This is a genomic window from uncultured Schumannella sp. (assembly GCF_905479755.1).
GTDB lineage: Bacteria > Actinomycetota > Actinomycetes > Actinomycetales > Microbacteriaceae > DCRR01.
Map to the genome: position 1 here is coordinate 1 of NZ_CAJQNT010000011.1, position 19,211 is coordinate 19,211.

The following is a 19,211-nucleotide window of genomic DNA, read 5'->3' on the forward strand; positions in this document are numbered from 1 at the left end:
GCGTCGGTAGCGGGCACGCGTCGGTAGCGGGCACGCGTCGGTAGCGGGCACGCGTCGGTAGCGGGCACGCGTCGGTAGCGGGCACGCGTCGGTAGCGGGCACGCGTCGGTGGCGGGCACGCGTCGGTGGCGGGCACGCGTCGGTGGCGTCGGATTCGGGCGGGCCCGCCGAGCGGGCGGGCACGGCGGCCGGCGCGCACCGCGACTGCGGCCTAGGACGCGCCCGGGCCGCCCGAGGCCTCCGCGTCGGCGACGTTGAACGACGACGACTTGTCGGAGAATGCGGCCCGCCGCTCGTCCGGGCTCATCGCCGCGAGGCGATCGAGCACCGCGTCGGAGAAGCCGGCGACCTGGGCCGCATCGTTGATGGGCACGATCGAGTGCACGACGCCGGAGTCGTAGACGTTGACGACGTTGACCGACTGCGCGGCGTCGATCCCGCGGAGGGTTCCCCGCGGCGCGCTCACGTCGATCGTGTAGCAGGTGGCGGCGGCGACCGAGACGGGGATGCCCGCGAACGTCCCGTGCGTCGAGTAGTGCAGGTGACCGGCGAGGATCGCACGCACATCGCTGCCGCGCAGCACATCCGCAAGGCGCGGCTGGTTGTCGAGTTCGAGGATCGCCATCAGCTCGACCGGGCTCGGAAGCGGCGGGTGATGCAGTGCAAGGACCGTGCCGTCGGGCGCCGGGGTCGCGAGCACGCCGCGCAGCCAGTCGAGTTGCTCCTCGGTGACATCGCCGTGATGGAACCCCGGCACGGTGGAGTCGAGCGCGACGACACGGAGCCCGTCGAGCTCGTAGACGCGGTCGAGCGGCTCGCCGGCGTTGGCTTCGTCGAGCAGCTCCGCCGCGAAGGGGGCGCGTTCGTCGTGGTTGCCCATCACCCAGATGATTTCGGCGCCGAGGCGTTTCGCCGCGGGTTCGACCAGGTCGCGCAGACGCCGGTAGGCATCCGGTTCGCCGAGGTCGGCGAGGTCACCGGTGATCACGATGCCCGAGGGGCGGACCCCGGAGCGTTCCAACTGCTCGAAGGCGTGCCCGAGCGCGAGATCGGTGTCGACGGCGCCGTAGAGCGGCGCGTGCCCGGCGAGGAAATGCGTGTCGCTCACGTGGACGAGCGTGTGTCGCGGCGGCGGGTGGTGGCCGATCTGAACGAAGCCCGGGACCTGCGATGCGGCCATGCTGCCTCCCACCGTTGCGTGCACTCGGGGGAACTCTAGTCGGCGCGGGCGACCTCCTAGCGCGGCGCCGCGACCTTGACCCACCCGCTGGGACGCTGGCGCACCCGGCCATCGACGTCGAGCAGCCCGAGGGTCGCGCGCACCTGATCCGCGCTGAGCCCCGCAGCCGAGGCCACGTTGTCGACGGAACGAGGGCTTCGTTCACTCAGCGCGTCGAGCACGCGCGACTCGACCCCGTTCGCGTCGGACCGCCCCGCGGCGTCGGCGTACGCCGCGGTGTCGGTGCCCGAGTCCTCGCCCCCGCTCACGACCAGTCCGGCCGCCTCCGCGGGGCTCGTGACGCAGACGACGGGCGCCTCGCGCAGCAAGCGGTGGCAGCCCGCCGACGCCGAACTCGTGACCGGCCCCGGCACGACCCCGACCGGGCGTCCGAGCGCGAGCGCGTGGTGCGCGGTGTTGAGCGAGCCGGAGCGCCAGCCCGCCTCGACGACGACGGTGGCGCAGCTCGCGGCGGCGATGAGCCTGTTCCGTTGCAGAAACCTCCACCGCGTGGGCGCCGTGCCGCACGGAACTTCGGCGATCGCGGCACCGCGTTCGGTGACCCGGGTCAAGAGCGCCTCGTGTCCGCTCGGGTAGAACCGATCGAGTCCGCCCGCCAACACGGCGATCGTGTCGCCCGAACTCGCGAGCGCCGAGCGGTGCGCGATGCCGTCGATGCCGTAGGCCGCGCCCGAGACGATCGCGAAGCCGCGGTCGACGAGACCGCTCGCCAATTCGACCGCGACATGCTCGCCGTACCCGGTCGCCGCCCTCGCCCCGACGATCGCCATCGAGTGCTCGAGGGTGAGCAGCGCCTCGCGCCGCCCGCGCACCCACAACGCGTGGGGGGCGTGGCTTCCGAGATCGCCGAGCAGTGTCGGCCACTCGGGATCGCTCGGCACGACGAGCTGCACACCGAAGCGCCGCGCCTGGCTGAGCGCTCGCATCACCTGGGTGGCGGCTCGACGCGGCTTCCAGCGCAGCACCGCGTCGCGCAGGAGTTCGAGGCTCGGCGAATCCCCCAGCACCTCCGTCATCTCGGCGAAGAGCTCGCGCGCCGCGCGCACCTCGTCGTCACCGAGCTTCACCACGCGGTCGAGGGCGCCCGGTGCTCCGAAGGTCTGCACCAGGAGGCCGCCGACCGCATCCCCGGGTTCGGTGAGATGGCTCCACGCGGCGCGCGCGAACCGCTCGGCGATCGCTTCGTCGTCGAGGCCTGTGGGGCTCACCGCCCGCACGAGCGGTCCCGCCACGTCGTCGTCTACACCTGAAATGCTCATGCCGCCGCCTTTCGAAGCAGAAGTGCCCGACCCACCTGGTCGGAGCCGGGTCTCTCGACGCCGTCGAGGTCGGCGAGCGTCCACGCGACGCGCACGATGCGGTCAAAACCCCGCATCGTGATCGCTCCGCGCTCGAGCGCGCGATCGAGTACGCCCGTGGCGCCCGTCGACGGCCTGCCCGCCTCGGTGCGGAGCCAGGAGCCGGGCACGTGCGCGTTCAGGCGCCACGGCGTGTCACGCAGTCGCCGTCGAGCCCGCTCGCGCGCCTCGGCGACGCGCTCGCGCGCCCGCGCCGAGTCGGTCGCCTCCGAGCCGTGCAGTCGCAGTTGCGCCGCGGTCATCCGCGGAACGCGCAACTGAATGTCGACACGATCCAACAGCGGGCCGCTGAGTCGCCCGAGGTAGCGGCGTCGCGCCATCGCCGTGCAGGTGCACACCAGGTCACGGGCGCCCGCGTTGCCGCAGGGACACGGATTCGCCGCGAGCAGGAGCTGAAACCGCGCCGGGAACTGGGCCGTCGCGTTCGCGCGGGCGATGCGGATGACCCCCGACTCAAGCGGTTGCCGCAGCGCATCGAGCGCGCCGGGCGCGAACTCGGGGGCCTCGTCGAGGAAGAGCACGCCGTGAGCTGCCCGCGCCGCGGCGCCCGGCCGGATGAGGGTGCTGCCGCCCCCGACGATCGCGGCCGCGCTCGCGGTGTGGTGCGGCGCCTCGAGCGGCGGGCGCCGCGGCAGTTCTCCCGCGACCGGGAGCCCCGCGAGCGAGCGGATGCACGAGACCTCGAGCGCGGCGGTCGGCTCCAGGTCGGGCAGAATCCCGGGTAGCCGCGCCGCGAGCATCGTCTTGCCCGCGCCCGGCGGCCCGAGCAGGAACATGTGGTGCCCACCCGCGGCCGCGACCTGCAGCGCCTCGACGGCGTCACGATTGCCCAGGATCTCGGAGAGGTCGCCCGCGTGCTCCGCGGTGCCGTCGCGCGCGACCGGGGCCAGCGCGAGCGGTTCGACCTCGACGGGCTCGAGCTCGGCACCGTGCCAGATCGCCGCGTCGCGCAGGCTCGTGATCGACACGACACGGATCTCGGGCACGAGCGCCGCTTCGGCCGCGTTGCCCGCGGGAACCAGCACCGTCCCGAAGCCGGCCCGCCGCGCCGCCAGCACCGCCGGCAGCACGCCCGGTAGCGGCCGGAGCCGCCCGTCGAGCCCCAGCTCGCCCAGGTGCACGACCCGCGCCACCGACTCGGCCGAGACCGCTCCCTCGGCGGCAAACGCCGCCATCGCGATCGCCAGATCGAACCCGGAACCGTGCTTGGGCAGCGCCGCGGGCGACAGATTGATGGTGAGTTTGCGCGAGGGAAGCGGGACCCCGGAGTTCTGCGCGGCCGCCCGCACCCGATCGCGTGCCTCGCCGAGCGCGGCATCGGGAAGTCCGATCAACACGAACGCCGGCAGCTGCTGAGAGATGTCGGCCTCGATCTCGACCACGGCGCCGTCGATGCCGAGCAACGCGATCGCGTGGGCGCGCCCGACGGGCATCAGAACACGCCCTCGAGGTGGTCGATGCGGGCGGGCGCGTCGACCGGCGCGATCACCCCGACGGCGTCGATCCGGATCCTGCCGACCGGAAGTCCAGCCGCCCGGCGATGCTCGCACCACTCCCCCGCGAGTCGACGAAGACGCGCCAGCTTGACCATCGTGATCGCCTCGAGCGGATGCCCGTAGCCGAGCCCCGTCCGGGTCTTCACCTCGACGAACACGGTCTCATCACCGTCACGCAGCACGAGATCGATCTCGCCGCTCTGGCATCGCCAGTTGCGGTCGAGCACGACGAGCCCGCGTTCGATGAGGTGCTGTTCGGCGATGCGCTCACCGCGCCGGCCGAGTTCGTCTTTTGCCGCCATGACTCGAGGATGCGCGGCCGGGGCGGGCAGCACCCCAGGCACCGCGAGATCGGTGCACTCCGGGCCCGGCTCGACCCTGCGGAGGAGTCGAGTCGTACCCTCGACGTATGGGCACCGCCGAGACCGAGACCTATTTGGCGACCGTTCCCGAGCCGACTCGCGCGACCCTCGCCGCCCTGTGTGCGGTGATTCGCGCCGCTGATCCGCGCTTGCGCGACGAGATCAAGTGGAACGCCCCCAGCTTCGCGCTCACCGATCACCTCGCGACGACGGGCGTCAATCGCGACGGCAGCGTGCGCCTCGTGTTGCACACCGGAGCGGAGAAGCGCGCGAACCCGCACCCGATCGTGGTCGACGACGGGCGCGGCATCTTCGAGCGAAAGGGACCGGATCGGCTTGTGGCCACGCTCGCGAGCGAAGCCGAGATCGCCGAACTCGCCGACGAACTTGAGCGCGTCCTGCGCGCCTGGATCGCGCAAGCCGAGATCATTCAGGAGGGTTGAGGTCTCCGGAGTCTTCGAGCTCGCGCCGGCGGCGCTGCGCCGCCCGGGTCAGCGCCCAGGTGATGCCGATCATCAGACCGACGAGCACGACAACCACCGTCAGCACAACGGCGAGGTAGGTTTCCATGTGACCGCTACTCGTCGAGCGCGAGCTCCTTGGGGAGCTCCAGATCCTTGTCGCCGCGCACCTCGACGTTGACGTCTTTGAAGGTGAGCACCCGCACGCTCTTCACAAAGCGGTCGGCGCGGTAGACATCCCACACCCAGACGTCGTTCATCGTCAGTTCGAAGTAGAAGTCGTGCTCGGTGTCCTTGCGGTCGAGCGACACCTCGTTCGCCAGATAGAAGCGGCGCTCCGTCTCGACCACGTACTTGAACTGCCCCACCACGTCGCGGTACTCGCGATAGAGGGCCAATTCGACCTCACGGTCATAGTCCTCAAACTCGTCGTCATCCACGGCTGAGAGTCTAGTTCGTCACGCGCCGGGCGACTCGACGGCGACATCCAGGGTGGGCTCTCGCAACCACGACCGACGGTGCAGGGGATGCGGACCCCGCACCTCCACCGCCGCGTAGTGCGCCGCGCTGGCGTACCCCTTATTGCTCGCCCAGCCGAATTCGGGAGCCTCCTCGTGCGCCGCGATCATCAGGCGGTCGCGGTGTACCTTCGCCAAGACCGACGCGGCCGCCACCACGGCGCAGTCACGGTCGGCCTTGACCTGGGTGATCACGCGCGGCAGCACGCTGCGCCGCGGCAGGGCGGCCGTGAGCCAGTCGTGCGAACCATCCAGCAGCACGACGGCGCCCCGGAAGTCGACCCCGGATGCGTGCAGCTCGCCGAGCGCGCGGCTGGCTGCGAGCCCGAGGGCCGCAATGATCCCGCGCGCCTCCACCTCGGCGGGGGTGGCAAGGCCCACCGCCGATCGCGGCAGCCAGGCGCGGGCAAGCGGCTCGAGCGCATCCCGACGCTTCTCGCTCAGAAGCTTCGAGTCGCGAAGACCGACCGGGACGCGCTCGGCCTCAATCTCGTCGAGCGAAGCCGCCGACACCCCCACGGCGACGGGGCCGGCGATCGCACCCCGGCCGACCTCATCGCATCCGATGACGAGGGCGGCCCCGTCGGCGAAGAGCGCACGCTCCCGCTCCAGGGTCGGTTCAGCGACGGCCATCGCGCCCGATCACTCGCCGCCGGTCGTCGCCTGCGGGCTCGGCGTTCCGCTCTCGTCGGTCTCGTCGTCGCCCGCGGGCGTGGCGACCGAGTCGTCGACGCCGGAGAACACGAACTCGTGGTTGTCGAGCCAGGTCCAGCGATCCACCGGCCACGAGATCAGGATGGCGCGCCCCACGACGTTGTCGAAGGGCACGAATCCGTTGCCGGGCTTGTCGCGGTTGTACCGCGAGTCGGCGGACTCGTAGCGGTTGTCGCCCATCACCCAGAGCGAGCCCTCCGGCACGGTGACGCTGAAGTCGTCACGCGAAACCTTGGTCACGCCCTCCGGGAGCTTGACGTACGGCTCGTCGATCGGAATCCCATTGATCGACAGCCGGCCGTACTCGTCGCAGCAGGTGACCACGTCACCCGGCAGACCGATGACCCGCTTGATCAGGTGGTCGTTGCTGTCCGGTGCGGTGAGGCCCACGAAGGACAGCACCCATTCGACGGCCGCCACGATCGGCTCCTGCTCGACCGTCGGCTGCGGCACGAGCCACCCGCCGGGGTCTTGGAACACGACGATGTCGCCACGCGAGATCGGCATCACCGCGGGGACGAGCTCGTTGACGATGATGCGATCGTTGACCAACAGCGTCGACTCCATCGACTCCGAGGGGATGTAGAACGACCGGATCAGGAAGGTCTTGATGAGGAAGGAGATGACCACGGCGGCGGCGAGGATGATGAGCACGTCGCGCAGGAAACGCAGCACGGAGGACCCGCGGCGCGGGCGCTCAGGCTCGGACGCCCGGGAGTGAGGCGCCAGCGGAAGGGATCGCTCGGATCTCGTGGGTTCGGAATACATTGCACCTCGGTTGGCTCGAAGCAAGCATAGGTCGCATCCGCTCGGACACGGCGGTAGAGCCCCTCACGTGTGTCGAGCCGTTGATGCCGAGGCGCCCGGAAACGACGAATCCCGGCGCCGGAAAAACCGGGCCGGGATTCGAACGGGACGTCGCGGAGACTCAGCTCTCGCGCTTCTCCTTGATCTTCGCCTTCTTGCCGCGCAGGTTGCGGAGGTAGTAGAGCTTGGCGCGGCGCACGTCACCGCGGGTGACGATCTCGATGTGATCGATCACCGGGGAGTGCACCGGGAAGGTGCGCTCGACGCCCACCTGGAAGCTGATCTTGCGGACCGTGAAGGTCTCGCGGATGCCCTCGTTCGAGCGGCCGATGACGACGCCCTGGAAGACCTGGATACGCGAGCGCGAACCTTCGATGATGTTGACGTGCACCTTCACGGTGTCGCCCGGACGGAAGTCGGGGATGTCGCTGCGCAGGTTGGCTGCGTCGACGGTGTCGAGAATGTGCATGTCAGTTCGCTCTCTGCGTTCGCCACAGGTCGGGACGCGGGGTATCGGTGATGAAGAAGAAAAGTTGTGCTGTTCGGCAGAACCGCGGCTCCCCTATGGCAGAGACGCGCCGGGCACAAACGCTTATTCTGCCACATTCGGGCCGGTGCGAGAAACCCGCCGCCGCCTGAACGGGTGTGCGGCACCCGGAGTAGCTAGGCTCGTGCGGTGATTGAATTGCGCACCCCGGCCGAAATCGAAGAAATGCGCGCGGCGGGCGCGTTCGTGGCGAGCGTTCTCGAGGCCACCCGCGACGCCGCCGCCGTCGGCGTCAACCTGCTCGAACTCGACGCTCTCGCCCACGACATGATCCGCACGGCGGGCGCCGAGTCCTGCTACATCGACTATCACCCCTCCTTCGGCGGATCACCGTTCGGCAAGGTGATCTGCACCTCCGTGAACGACGGCGTGCTGCACGGCCTGCCGCACGACTACGCGCTCCAGGACGGCGACCTGCTCACGCTCGACTTCGCCGCGATCGTGAACGGGTGGGCCTCCGACTCCGCGCTGACGGTCGCCGTCGGCACGCCGCGCGAGGAGGACCTGCGCCTCATCGAGATCACCGAGAAGGCGCTCGAAGCCGGGATCGCCGCTGCCGTCGTCGGCAACAAGGTCGGCGACATCTCGGGAGCCATCGGCGAGGTCGCCAAGGCCAACCGCCTGAAGGTCAATCTCGACTTCGGCGGCCACGGCGTCGGCCGCATCATGCACGGCGATCCGCACATTCCAAACGATGGGCGCCGCGGGCGCGGCCTGCCACTGCGCGCCGGACTCGTGTTCGCGATCGAGCCGTGGTTCCTGCACACCACCAACAAGATCTACACGGATGCCGACGGCTGGACCCTGCGATCGCGCGACGGCTCCCGCGGGGCGCACGCCGAGCACACGGTCGCCATCACCGACGACGGGCCGATCATCCTGACGCAGCGCTCGAGCTAGACCTCGTCGCTCGGCGGGAGCAGCTCCGGGCGGACGCGGCGTGTGCGCTCCACCTGCTGCTCGCGACGCCAGGCGGCGATCGCGGCGTGGTTGCCGCTGAGCAGCACCGCGGGGGTTTCGAGACCGCGCCACACGGCGGGCTTCGTGTAGCTCGGGTATTCGAGCAGGCCGTCCTCGTGGCTCTCCTCGACGAGGCTCTCCGGATTGCCGACGACGCCCGGCACGAGACGGCCGATCGCTTCGACCATCGCCATCACGGCGACCTCGCCGCCGTTCAGCACGTAGTCGCCGAGGCTGACCTCACGCACCTCGGCAACCTCGGGACGCGTCCGCGCGTGCTCGATCACGCGCTGGTCGATGCCCTCGTAGCGCCCGCAACAGAACACCAGGTGGCCGAGGTGGCTCAGCTCGCGTGCAGCGGGCTGGGTGAAGAGCGAGCCGGCGGGGCTCGGGAAGATGAGGACGGCATCCGTCGCGCCGTCGAGGACGGCGTCGAGTGCTTCGCCCCACGGCTCCGGCTTCATGACCATGCCGGCGCCACCGCCCGCGGGGGTGTCATCGACCGTGCGGTGCCGGTCGTGGGTGAACTCGCGCAGGTCGTGCACGCGGACGTCGATCAGACCCGTCGCCCGCGCCTTGCCGAGCAAGGAGACGTCGAGCACGGAGAAGAACTCAGGGAAGATCGTGACGATGTCGATGCGCACCCGTTGAGCCTAGTCACCGCGGCGCGGACGTACTCCGCGTCGGCCCTCGCCGCTCGTCTCTGCTCCTCGTCGGCCCGCGCCGCTCCGAGTCTGCCCGCGCCGCTCTTCTCTGCTCATCCCCGATCCGCGTCGGCCCTCGCCGCTCGTCTCTGCGCATCCCCGACCCCCGCTGGGCCGAAACTCGGAAACGGGGCCGGCGTGTCCACGGCTCGTGGACGAGAGCGCCGCGCATCCGAGTTTCGCGCCCTTCACCCCGGGGTCGACGCGGGTTTCTCCCCCGGCGACGCCGACACGGGGCTCTCTCCGCGGCCCGCACGCCACACTCAGCCGATGCGAATCCTGCAGGTGATGGAACAGAGCTCCGGCGTCGCGTCGACCCGCACGCTGCGTGAGGCCAGGATCTCCCGGGCCGAGATCAACCGGGCGCTCTCGGACGGGAGCATCCGCCGCATCGCCCGCGGCTGGTACGCAACCCGTGTCGCGCCGGCCGACGTGGTGAGAGCGGCGCAGTGCGGCGGGCGACTCACCTGCGCGAGCGCGCTGGCGCTCCGCGGGGCGTGGGTGCTTCGCCCGGCGAGCGCGCACGTCGCGGTGTGGCCGGGAGCGCGCGGGCGCCGTGTGGCGGGCACCTGCCTTCACTGGCACGGGACTCCGCTCCAGGGAGGAGTCCCGCTCGCCTCCCCGCTCGAGGCGCTCGCGCAGCTGAGCCGGTGCGGCACCCTCGCGGAGATCGTCGTCGCCGCCGACTCCGTGGTGAATCTCGGCCTTGCCACCCAGAGCGAGGTGCTCCGCACGCTGTCCACGACGGAGATCGGACGCCAAGCCGCGCGGCACGCCGACGGATCGAGCCAGTCCGGACTCGAATCGCTGGCGCGCCTGGCGCTTCGGCGTCGGCGAGTCGGCGTGCGCACGCAGGTCCGGATCGATGGAGTCGGCATCGTCGACCTGCTCATCGGCGACCGACTCGTGCTCGAACTCGACGGTGAGCAGTGGCACAGCGGAGAGCGTTTCGAACAGGACCGCGCGCGCGATCTCGCCCTCACCGCACGCGGCTACGTCGTGATCCGGCTCAGCTACCGCCAGGTGATCGAACGATGGGCCGAATGCGAAGCGCTCATCCTCAGCATGGTGCGACGGCGCGAGCACCTGTGGCGCGCGGGCGACACGGATCGCGGCCACACACCGCGGACCTATCGGCGAGCGCAAGCTCGGTGATCTCCCGCCGACGTCCACGACTCGTGGACGACATGCTCGGATCTCCGACTTTGGGGAGGAACGGCGGCACACGTTCGGGCGCACAACCGCGCACAACATCGGCAACCAGCCGGGGTCGTCCACGTCTCGTGGACGAGGTGGCCGAATCTCCGACTTTGCGGCGGGGTGGCGGAAAGGCGGGGTGGCGGAGAGTAACGGGGTGGCGGAGAGTAACGGCGGAGCGGCTACTCGTCGGCAGCGGGCTCGGGCTCGTCGGGCAGGTCTTCGAAGAGACCGGCGGGCGGTGTCAGCGTCACGCGCCCGGCGGCGACATCGACCTCGGGGACGATCGCCGCGACGAACGGGACGAGCACCTCGCGCTCCTCGGTGCGGACGACGAGCAGGTCCTGCGCCGGGAAGTGGTCGACGCGCACGATGCGGCCGATTTCGACACCATCGCGGAAGGCCTTGAGCCCGATCAGCTGGTGGTCGTACCAGGCGTCTTTCTCTTCCGGAATCTCCGCGGTCTCCTGGTCGACCCAGAGGATCGCCTTGACGAGCGTCTCAGCCGCGGTGCGGTCGTTCACCCCGACGAAGAAGCCCACGGGTTGCGCGTTGTACCAGCGCAACTCGATGAGCTCGAGCGTCTTGCCGTGCCACGGCGACGAAGTCGGAACCTGGAGCGAGAAGCTCGACCCGGGCGCGAAACGCCGATCCGGATCGTCGGTGTACAGCTCGATCTTGAGGGCGCCCTTGAGGCCGTGGGCCTTGGTCAGCCGCCCCACGCGGAGCTGGGTGACACCGGTACGCGGACCGGACCCTCCGCCGGGTCGGGGAGTTGTGGGGCTCACGCCTCGTCGGTGTCGACGACGTCGACGCGAACGCGTCGACCGTCGGCGAGGGCGTTCACGAGCGTGCGCAGTGCTTTGGCGGTGCGACCGGCTCGGCCGATCACGCGGCCGAGGTCCTCGGGGTGCACCCGCACCTCGAGGACCTCCCCACGAGCAGAGCTCGAGGAATCCACCTGAACATCATCGGGGTGCTCGACGATCCCCGTGACGAGATGCTTCAAAGCGGATGCCAGCATGGTGACTACGCCTGGTCGGCGTCGGCCGGAGCCTCGGCGGGCGTCTCGTCGGCCGGAGCCTCGGCGGGAGCCTCGTCGGCGGCAGCCTCAGCCTTGGCCTCGGCCTTCTTCTCAGCCTTGGGCTTGAGAACCGGCTTCTTCTTCTCGTCGATCGTGAACGCGACGGGCGCTTCCTTGGTCTTGATGGTGCTCTTGGCACCCTTCTCGCCCTTGAAGATGCCCCAGTCGCCCGAGAGCTTGAGGAGCGCCGCGACCTGCTCGGTCGGCTGCGCGCCGACCTTCAGCCAGTACTGGGCACGCTCGGAGTCGATCTCGATGAACGAGGGCTCCTCGGTCGGGTGGTACTTCCCGATCTCTTCGATGACGCGACCGTCGCGCTTGGTGCGCGAGTCGGCAACGACGATTCGGTAGTACGGCGCACGGATCTTTCCGAGGCGCTTGAGGCGGATCTTGACAGCCACGATTCTCCTGAAACGTTGAATGAAGGTCGAACTGCTCCCGTGCGCGTGGGGCACACTCGGCAGGAAAGTTCTAAAGGGGGATCGTCCGCGACCGGATAGAGGGTCGGGTAGCGGGGACCCAAAGAACTATTCTGGCAGATTTCGCCGCCGACTGTGAACAGCCCAGCGCATGCGCAGATTTGCGCGGGATGCGGGCGGCACCGCGCGCCGCGACTCAGGTGGAGGCGGGCGGCGCCGACGCGGGCGCGGCGGGAGTCGCGGCGGGACCGCCCGATCTCCGCCGGCTGAGGGCGACTCCGGTCAGGCAGATCGCTCCCCCGAGCACCGCGAGCACGGCGGGCACCTCGCCGAGGACGATCCAGGCCAGCACGATCACGAGCGGAGGAACGATGTAGGTCGAGACGCCAAGCCGCCCGGCGGGCATGCGGGCCAGGGCGAAGCCCCAGGTCGTGAAGGCGAGCGCCGTGGGCACGACCCCGAGGTAGATGACTCCGAGAAGCGCGGACGCACTCGCCGCCTGCGCCTGGATCACCAGCTGCCCGAGGAATGGGAGGGTCGCGACGGCGCCGACGACGCATCCGACGAAGGTCGTCTGGATGGCCGGGATCCGGCGCGAGACGGGCTTTTGCGCGAGCACCCCCGCGGCGTAGGTGACGGCGGCGACCAGCGCCCAGAGCATCCCGGCGATGTCGACCTCGCGGCCGGGCACGGCGAGGCTGGAGGCGAACCCGATGACGACCACACCGGAGAACGCGACGAGCGCTCCGATCACGAGCCAGCGCGGGATTCCTTCCCCCAGAAACGCGCCCGCCCCGAGCGCGATCAGGATCGGCCCGATGTTGACGATCATCGCGGTCGTGCCGGCGTCGAGCGTGTCCTCGGCGATGTTGAGGGCGACGTTGTAAGCGCCGAACCACGCGAGCCCATAGAGCACCAGCAGCAGCCACTCGCGCCGCGTCGGCCGCACCCAGGTGCGGCGCACCGCCACGAGCACCCCGAGGGCGAGCGCTCCGACGAGGAGTCGGCCGAGCGCGAGCGCACCGCCCCCGATTTCGGGAGCGACATCGCGGATGACGACGAACGCGCTCGCCCAGGCCAGCAGCGTGACCACGATCGCGCCGAGCACGGCGAGGTTGCGGATCGGCGGCGCCGCGGCGGTCTCAGTCACGAGTTCAGGCTAGGCCGTCGCGGTCTCAGCGACCGCGCGGGATCGGTCAGCTCTCGAGCGTTTCGCGCCAGGCGAGCAGCCGGCGCACGGGGGTCTCATCGAAGTCGGGCCCGTCGAGCGCCGGGACGAACAGCCGCACCCCGAGCGCGTGGTAGGCCCGCAGTGACGCCGCATCGAGCGTTCCGGCGCCGGCGAGGCTCGTTCCGGTGGCGAGGCAGATCTCGTTCGGGTCCCGACCGAACTCCGCGCACCAGTGGCGGACGACGCCCAGTCGACGCACGAAGGTGTCGGGGTCGCTGAAGGAGTGCCAGATGTCGGCGTGCTCGGCGACGGTGCGCAAGGTCGTGTTCTCGCCGTGTCCGCCGATGAGCAGCGGGATGCGGCGGGTCGGCGGCGGGGTCAGCTTCGCCCAGCGTTGGCGCACCCGTTCGACATCGCGCGCGAGTCGTTCGGCGCGGGCGGCGGGGCCGTCGTAGGGGTAGCCGTAGGCGCGGAAGTCGCGCTCCTGGCCGCCCGAGCCGGTTCCGAAGATAAAACGCCCGACGCCGGTCGCGTGCGCGCTGATGTGGTCGATCGTTCGCGCCATATCGGCCTGCAGGTCGGGGTTGCGGTAGGCCGTGGCGGAGACGAGCGGCCCAAATTCGACCCGGTGGGTGCGTTCCGCGATCGAGGCGAGCGTCATCCAGGCCTCGAACTGGGCACCCTCGGAGGACGGCCCGACGGGGAAGAAATGGTCGGAGACGAAGACCGAGTCGACGCCGAGTTCTTCAAAGCGCAGCACGGCGTCGCGCACCTGCGCGAAGCTGGCGTGCTGCAACCCCATCTGCACCCCGACGCAGACGCGATCGGGCTTCTCCGTCATCACGCCGCTAGCGTACGCGGTTTGTGAGCCTTGCTCGGTAATGCGTCACCTCGGCGCGGTTGAGACCGCGTCGAGACACGATCAGACGGATGCCGCCGCGCGCGCTGCGACCGGGGCCGAATCGAGAATAGAGCCAATCGCCGCATCGTCGTGCGCGGCCGAGACAAACCAGGCCTCGAACACGCTCGGCGGGGGCATGACGCCCTGATCCAGAAACGCGTGAAACAGGGCGGGGTAGCGCTCGGCGCGCTGCGCTTTCACCGAGAGGTAGTCGCGCGGAAGCTCGCCCGCGAACGCGAACGAGAACAGCGTCCCCGCGCGCGCCACGACGTGTTCGACGCCCTCCGCGGCAAGCGCCGCCGACACTCCGGTGGCGACGGCATCCGCGGCGCGCGCGAGCCGTGCGTAGGCCGCGTCGTCGGCGAGCCGGAGTGTCGTCAGGCCCGCGGCCACCGCGACCGGGTTGCCGCTCAGCGTGCCGGCTTGATAGACGGGGCCGAGCGGAGCGAGCAGGTCCAGCAGCTCGGCGCGGCCGCCGAGCGCCGCGACCGGCAGCCCGCCGCCGATGACCTTGCCGAAGCACACCAGATCAGGGAGGTAGCCCTCGCCCGCGTCGACCTCGATGCCCCAGTAGCCGGCCGGACCCGAACGAAACCCGGTCAGCACCTCGTCGACGATCAGCAGGCTGCCGTGTTCGTGACACAGCTCCCGCAGCGCACGCGTGAATCCCGGCACCGGCGCGACGACACCCATGTTGGCGCCCGCCGACTCCACGATGACACCCGCGATCGCGCCCGGATGCTGCGCGAAGGCGGCGCGCACGGCCTCGAGATCGTTGTACGGCAGCACGATCGTCTGGCTCGCCGTGGCGGCGGTGACACCCGCCGAGCCGGGCAGCGCCTGCGTCGCGAGCCCCGAGCCCGCTTCGGCGAGCAGCCCGTCGGAGTGCCCGTGGTAGTGACCGGCGAACTTGATGATGAGGTCGCGACCGGTCGCACCGCGCACGAGCCGGATCGCCGTCATCGTGGCCTCGGTTCCCGTCGACACGAGTCGCAGCCGTTCGATCGGGGCCCGTCGTACCCCGTCCGGGCCGGTGCGCACAAACCTTGCCGCGATCAGCTCGGCGAGCTCGACCTCGCCCTCGGTGGGCGCGCCGAAGGAGAGCGCGCGCGACGCGGCCCGCTGTACGGCGTCGACGACCTCCGGATGCGCGTGCCCGAGCAGCGCCGGCCCCCAGGACCCGACGAGGTCCACGAGTTCGGTGCCGTCGGCATCCACGACGTAGGCGCCACGCGCCGAGGCGAGAAAGCGCGGGGTGCCGCCGACCGAGCCGAAGGCGCGCACGGGCGAGTCGACCCCGCCGGGCAGGATGCGGCGCGCGCGGTCGAACAGCGCATCGGAGCGCGGCGTGGCGGCGGCCGTCATCGCGACCACTCCGCCAACTCGAGCGCCCAGTAGGTCAGGATCGCATCCGCCCCCGCCCGGCGGATCGAGATCACCGACTCGTCGATCGCGCGCCGGCGATCGATCCATCCGTTTGCGGCGGCGGCCTCGATCATCGCGTACTCCCCCGAGACCTGGTAGGCCCACACCGGAACCGGGCTCTCGGCCGCGACCTCGGCGAGCACATCGAGGTAGAAGCTCGCCGGTTTCACCATGACGATGTCGGCGCCCTCGGCGACGTCGAGCGCCGCCTCGCGGAGCCCCTCGCGCCCGTTCGCAGGGTCGAGCTGGTAGCTGCGGCGATCGCCGCGCAACGGCGAGTCGACGGCCTCGCGGAACGGGCCGTAGAGCGCGGAGGCGTACTTCGCCGAATAGGCCAGCAACCCCACCTCGGTGTGACCGGCCGCATCGAGCGCGTGACGGGCGACGGCGGTCTGGCCATCCATCATTCCGGAGAGCCCCAGAAGGTGAGCGCCCGCCTCGGCCTGCGCGACGGCCGCCCGCGCGTAGAGCTCGAGGGTGGCGTCGTTGTCGACCTCGCCGCGCACGTCGAGCACGCCGCAGTGACCGTGGTTGGTGAACTCGTCGAGGCAGAGATCGGCCTGAATCACGGTCGCGTCGCCGACCTCCGCGACGGCGGCCCGGATCGCCCGGTTGAGGATGCCCTCGGGATCGAGGATCCCGGACCCGGTCGCGTCGCGCGTCTCTGGAACACCGAAGAACATGACACCGCCGAGCCCCGCCTCCGCCACGCGAGCGGTCAGTCGACCGACCTCGGCAAGCGGATGCTGAACCACGCCCGGCATCGACAGGATCGGCTGGGCCTCGGTGATGCCCTCGCGCACAAACACGGGCAGCACGAGCTGCGAGGGCGCGAGATGGGTCTCGCGTGCGAGCGCGCGCACGGCACCGCTGCGGCGCAGTCGGCGCGGACGGATCGTGGGGCCGCTCATGCGGAGTCGTCCTCTCGGTCGTGGGCTGGTCGCCGCTCACTGGCCGCCGGCGGGGCCCACCGGCCCTCGAGCACCTGTTCGACCGCGTCGGCGAGTGCCGCGGGCGTGCGATCGAGTGCGAAGCCGTCGACACGCAGACCCACGTCGCGCGTGGCTTCGGCGGTCGCCGGGCCCATCGCCACGATCCTGGTCGTGTCGGGCAGCGGCGTGCACTGTCGCTGCACCTCGTGCCCGACACTGCCGGAACTGATCACGAGGGCGTCGAATTCGCCCGCGGCGACGCGTTCCACGAGCCGCGGTGGGGCCGGCACCGGCTCGATCCGGTACGCGACGAGCGCGGTCACGTCGTGGCCGTAGTCGGTCAGCCCGTCGGCGAGCAGCGGGGCGGCGAGTTCGGACTGCGGCACCAGGATGCGCTGCCCGGTGGTGGTCGCGAAGCTCGGGTCGGCCAACAGCCCGCGCGCCGAATGCTCGGCCGGCACGAGCGACACCGTCACCCCGTTCGTGGTCAGCGCCCGCGCCGTGGCGGGGCCGACGGCGGCGACGCGCGTGCTCTCGGGAATGTCGAGGTCGAGGGCGGCGAGCGCGCGCACGGTCGCCTGACTCGTCACGATCAGCCAGTCGAAGCCGCCCGAGGTCAGCTGGGTCACGGCATCCCGCCAGGGCTGCGCCGCCGCGGGCACCGCACGGATGAACGGGGCAAGCTCCGGATGCGCGCCGCGGTGCTCCAGCTCGGCGGCGAGTTCCTGGCCGAATTGGGGCGAACCGGCGATGAGCACGCGGCGTCCGGCGAGTTGCTCGGTCATGAGGCCACCAGCGCGACGAGCGCCGCGTCGGCGCGCATGCGGTCACGGAGTTCGGCTCCCACGCGGTGGCCGAGCGCGGTCGCCGCGTCGCGCTGCTCGGCGCGGGCGGCGTCCGGCCACGCGATCTCTCCCGCGGCCTCGGCGAGCGCCGCGCCGTCGGGGCTGATGACACGAGAACGCAGCACGAGCGCTCCGCCGGTCACCTCCGCCCAGGCCGAGATCGGCGCCGAGCAGCCGGCCTCGAGTTCGGCGAGCACGGCGCGTTCGGCACGCGCCGCGGCGTGCGTCTCGGGGTGATCGAGTTCGCCCAGCGCCGCCTCGAGTTCGGGAGAGACCTCCTCGCGCGCTTCGAGCGCGAGCGCGCCCTGCGCGGGCGCGGGCATGACGTCGTCGACATCGAAGAACTGGCCGACCGCGTCGAGGCGGCCGAGACGGGCAAGGCCCGCGGCCGCGAGCACGACGGCATCCAGGTCGTCGTCCAGGCGCCGCAACCGGGTGTCGACGTTGCCGCGGATCGGTTCGATGACAAGGTCGGGCCGCAGCCGTAGCAGTGCCGCGGCTCGACGCGGTGAGCCGGTTCCGACGCGCGCGTTCGGCGGAAGCTCGGCGAGCGCGCGGCCGTCCGCGGTGCACAGCGCGTCGCGGGCATCCGCTCGTTCGGGCACGGCGACGATACGCAGCCCCGGATGCGCGGCCACCGGGAGGTCTTTGAAGGAGTGCACGAGCAGTTCGCAGGCGCCCGCGAGCAGAGCCTCGCGCAGCCGGGTGGCGAAGACCCCGGTCGTGCCGAGGCCGGTCAACGGCTCGGACAGGTCATCGCCTTCGCTGCGCAGCGGGACGAGCGGCACCTCCGAGCCGAGCACGCCCCCCAGCGCGGCGGCCACCCGGCCGCTCTGCGCGAGCGCCAGGGCGCTGCCGCGCGTCCCGATGCGCACGCTCGTCACGGCGCCACCCCGGAGACCGCCGGCTTGAAGCCCGCGCGGACGTTTTCGCAGCAGCCGGGGCGGCAGACATCGAACCACGGCCCGAGCTCGGTCATCGCGGGACGGTCGGCGGGCGGGGTGCCGTCGCGACGCTCGAGCACAAGATCGACGAGCCCGCGGACGAACGCGGCGTGCGAGCCGGGCGTCGCAACCCGGACCGAGGCAAGCCCCGCCTCGTCGGCCGACTCGGTGGCCTCGTTGTCGAGGTCCCAGAGCACCTCCATGTGGTCGGAGAGGAAGCCGACCGGAACGATCGCGACGGCGCGCACACCCTCCGCGGGGAGTTCGGCGATGCGGTCGTTGATGTCGGGCTCCAGCCACGGCTGGGTGGGCGGGCCCGACCGGGACTGGTAGACGAGCTCCCACTCCAGTCGCTCGAGCCCGAGGGCGCGCGCGGTCTCGGCGGCCACGACCTCGCTGACGGCGAGGTGCTGCGCCGCGTAGGCGCCGCCCTCGCCGAAGTCGCGATCGCGCGGACCGCTGCGCTCGGCATCGGTGGTCGGGATCGAGTGGGTGGCGAACAGCACGCGGATGTCGCGGGCGGCATCCGCCTCCCCCAGTTGTTCCAGAAGCTCGCGCACGCCGCTCGTGAGGGCCTCGACGAACGGCGTCACGAATCCGGGGTGATCGAAGTACTGGCGCACCTTGTCGATCGTCACCTCGCCGTGCAGCCGGGTGGACTCGAGCGCGAGCGCGAAGTCTTCGCGGTACTGGCGGCAGCTGGAGAACGAGCTGTAGGCGCTCGTCGCGATGCCGAGCAGCGTGCGGTGGCCGTCGTCGTAGGCCGCCTGGAGCGCGTCGGCGAGGTACGGGTCCCAGTTGCGGTTGCCCCAGTAGACCGGCAGATCGATCGCCCGACGCGCGAGTTCGGCCTCGAGCGCCGCCTTCAGCTCACGGTTCTGGTCGTTGATTGGGCTCACCCCGCCGAAGTGGCGGTAGTGGTGGGCGACCTCCTCGAGGCGCTCCTCGGGGATGCCGCGCCCGCGCGTCACGTTCTTGAGGAACGGGATGACGTCATCCTGCCCCTCCGGCCCGCCGAACCCGGCCAGCAGAATCGCGTCGTAGGCGACGGGGACAACCACGTGTTCGGGGCCGGCCGCCGCCGCGTCGCTCGCGCCGAGCACGCGCGGCGGGACTCCCGTGGACC

General features: G+C 71.1%; 23 protein-coding genes. 3 read left to right on the top strand and 20 right to left on the bottom strand.

The window, feature by feature from the left end:
• Positions 1–211: 211 nt before the first annotated feature.
• From QZ258_RS03780 to QZ258_RS03795, 4 genes are read right to left on the bottom strand one after another with little or no spacing between them, the layout of a single operon-like run.
• A complete protein-coding gene (locus QZ258_RS03780) occupies positions 212–1,180 on the bottom strand; it encodes a phosphodiesterase (protein WP_294179167.1) in 969 nt (322 codons plus the stop codon).
• A 56-nt stretch (positions 1,181–1,236) separates the two neighbouring features.
• Positions 1,237–2,499, bottom strand: a complete 1,263-nt coding sequence (gene dprA, locus QZ258_RS03785) for a DNA-processing protein DprA (protein WP_294179169.1) — start codon at positions 2,497–2,499, stop codon at positions 1,237–1,239.
• The gene (locus QZ258_RS03790; RefSeq protein WP_294179171.1) at positions 2,496–4,031 is read right to left on the bottom strand and encodes a YifB family Mg chelatase-like AAA ATPase; all 1,536 of its coding nucleotides are present in this window, start codon (positions 4,029–4,031) and stop codon (positions 2,496–2,498) included. The genes dprA and QZ258_RS03790 overlap by 4 nt, the downstream gene beginning before the upstream one ends.
• Entirely contained in the window at positions 4,031–4,396 is a 366-nt protein-coding gene (locus QZ258_RS03795; protein WP_294179172.1) for a YraN family protein, read from the bottom strand. The genes QZ258_RS03790 and QZ258_RS03795 overlap by 1 nt, the downstream gene beginning before the upstream one ends.
• Positions 4,397–4,503: 107 nt before the next feature.
• Between QZ258_RS03795 and QZ258_RS03800 the strand changes: the two genes are divergently transcribed.
• On the top strand, positions 4,504–4,899 hold the full coding sequence (locus QZ258_RS03800) for a DUF1801 domain-containing protein (protein WP_294179173.1): 396 nt from the start codon (positions 4,504–4,506) through the stop codon (positions 4,897–4,899).
• Here QZ258_RS03800 and QZ258_RS03805 read toward each other — a convergent pair.
• From QZ258_RS03805 to rplS, 5 genes are all read right to left on the bottom strand, one after another.
• Entirely contained in the window at positions 4,883–5,026 is a 144-nt protein-coding gene (locus QZ258_RS03805; protein ID WP_294179175.1) for a hypothetical protein, read from the bottom strand. The two genes, QZ258_RS03800 and QZ258_RS03805, sit on opposite strands and share 17 nt — an antisense overlap.
• 7 nt (positions 5,027–5,033) lie before the next feature.
• A complete protein-coding gene (locus QZ258_RS03810; protein ID WP_294179177.1) occupies positions 5,034–5,357 on the bottom strand; it encodes a DUF2469 family protein in 324 nt (107 codons plus the stop codon).
• Positions 5,358–5,375: 18 nt separating this feature from the next.
• Positions 5,376–6,068, bottom strand: coding sequence for a ribonuclease HII (locus QZ258_RS03815; RefSeq protein ID WP_294179179.1), 693 nt, complete (start codon positions 6,066–6,068; stop codon positions 5,376–5,378).
• Positions 6,069–6,077: 9 nt separating this feature from the next.
• Positions 6,078–6,824 carry a signal peptidase I gene (lepB, locus tag QZ258_RS03820; RefSeq protein WP_294179181.1) on the bottom strand — a complete coding sequence of 249 codons (747 nt, stop codon included), beginning with the start codon at positions 6,822–6,824 and terminating at the stop codon, positions 6,078–6,080.
• 253 nt (positions 6,825–7,077) lie between these two features.
• Positions 7,078–7,425: a 50S ribosomal protein L19 gene (gene rplS, locus QZ258_RS03825; protein ID WP_294179182.1), complete on the bottom strand. Its 348-nt coding sequence runs from the start codon at positions 7,423–7,425 to the stop codon at positions 7,078–7,080.
• 207 nt (positions 7,426–7,632) lie between these two features.
• Here rplS and map point away from each other — a divergent pair, with 207 nt between their 5' ends.
• The gene (map, locus tag QZ258_RS03830) at positions 7,633–8,403 is read left to right on the top strand and encodes a type I methionyl aminopeptidase (RefSeq protein WP_294179183.1); all 771 of its coding nucleotides are present in this window, start codon (positions 7,633–7,635) and stop codon (positions 8,401–8,403) included.
• Here the strand turns inward: map and trmD are convergent.
• The gene (gene trmD, locus QZ258_RS03835; RefSeq protein WP_294179185.1) at positions 8,400–9,107 is read right to left on the bottom strand and encodes a tRNA (guanosine(37)-N1)-methyltransferase TrmD; all 708 of its coding nucleotides are present in this window, start codon (positions 9,105–9,107) and stop codon (positions 8,400–8,402) included. The genes map and trmD overlap by 4 nt on opposite strands.
• A 330-nt stretch (positions 9,108–9,437) precedes the next feature.
• Here trmD and QZ258_RS03840 point away from each other — a divergent pair, with 330 nt between their 5' ends.
• Positions 9,438–10,322 (top strand): type IV toxin-antitoxin system AbiEi family antitoxin domain-containing protein, encoded by an 885-nt coding sequence (locus QZ258_RS03840; protein ID WP_294179186.1) that lies wholly within the window; start codon positions 9,438–9,440, stop codon positions 10,320–10,322.
• A gap of 224 nt (positions 10,323–10,546) precedes the next feature.
• On the opposite strand, the gene rimM is transcribed toward QZ258_RS03840, so the two are convergent.
• The 10 genes from rimM to QZ258_RS03890 all read right to left on the bottom strand — a co-directional run bounded on the left by rimM (position 10,547) and on the right by QZ258_RS03890 (position 19,188).
• On the bottom strand, positions 10,547–11,086 hold the full coding sequence (gene rimM / locus QZ258_RS03845) for a ribosome maturation factor RimM (protein WP_294179188.1): 540 nt from the start codon (positions 11,084–11,086) through the stop codon (positions 10,547–10,549).
• 62 nt (positions 11,087–11,148) lie between these two features.
• Positions 11,149–11,388 carry an RNA-binding protein gene (locus QZ258_RS03850; protein ID WP_294179190.1) on the bottom strand — a complete coding sequence of 80 codons (240 nt, stop codon included), beginning with the start codon at positions 11,386–11,388 and terminating at the stop codon, positions 11,149–11,151.
• 5 nt (positions 11,389–11,393) lie between these two features.
• Positions 11,394–11,849, bottom strand: a complete 456-nt coding sequence (gene rpsP, locus QZ258_RS03855) for a 30S ribosomal protein S16 (protein WP_294179192.1) — start codon at positions 11,847–11,849, stop codon at positions 11,394–11,396.
• 214 nt (positions 11,850–12,063) lie between these two features.
• Positions 12,064–13,017: a DMT family transporter gene (locus QZ258_RS03860; RefSeq protein ID WP_294179193.1), complete on the bottom strand. Its 954-nt coding sequence runs from the start codon at positions 13,015–13,017 to the stop codon at positions 12,064–12,066.
• Positions 13,018–13,063: 46 nt separating this feature from the next.
• Positions 13,064–13,879: an LLM class F420-dependent oxidoreductase gene (locus QZ258_RS03865; RefSeq protein ID WP_294179256.1), complete on the bottom strand. Its 816-nt coding sequence runs from the start codon at positions 13,877–13,879 to the stop codon at positions 13,064–13,066.
• An 81-nt stretch (positions 13,880–13,960) separates the two neighbouring features.
• A complete protein-coding gene (locus QZ258_RS03870; RefSeq protein ID WP_294179195.1) occupies positions 13,961–15,304 on the bottom strand; it encodes a glutamate-1-semialdehyde 2,1-aminomutase in 1,344 nt (447 codons plus the stop codon).
• Positions 15,301–16,275 (bottom strand): porphobilinogen synthase, encoded by a 975-nt coding sequence (gene hemB, locus QZ258_RS03875; protein WP_294179197.1) that lies wholly within the window; start codon positions 16,273–16,275, stop codon positions 15,301–15,303. Before hemB ends, QZ258_RS03870 begins: the two co-directional genes overlap by 4 nt.
• Positions 16,272–17,081 (bottom strand): uroporphyrinogen-III synthase, encoded by an 810-nt coding sequence (locus QZ258_RS03880; protein ID WP_294179199.1) that lies wholly within the window; start codon positions 17,079–17,081, stop codon positions 16,272–16,274. The genes hemB and QZ258_RS03880 overlap by 4 nt, the downstream gene beginning before the upstream one ends.
• The gene (gene hemC, locus QZ258_RS03885; RefSeq protein ID WP_294179201.1) at positions 17,078–18,025 is read right to left on the bottom strand and encodes a hydroxymethylbilane synthase; all 948 of its coding nucleotides are present in this window, start codon (positions 18,023–18,025) and stop codon (positions 17,078–17,080) included. Before hemC ends, QZ258_RS03880 begins: the two co-directional genes overlap by 4 nt.
• Positions 18,022–19,188, bottom strand: coding sequence for a ferrochelatase (locus QZ258_RS03890; RefSeq protein WP_294179257.1), 1,167 nt, complete (start codon positions 19,186–19,188; stop codon positions 18,022–18,024). Before QZ258_RS03890 ends, hemC begins: the two co-directional genes overlap by 4 nt.
• Between the last annotated feature and the right edge of the window lie 23 nt (positions 19,189–19,211).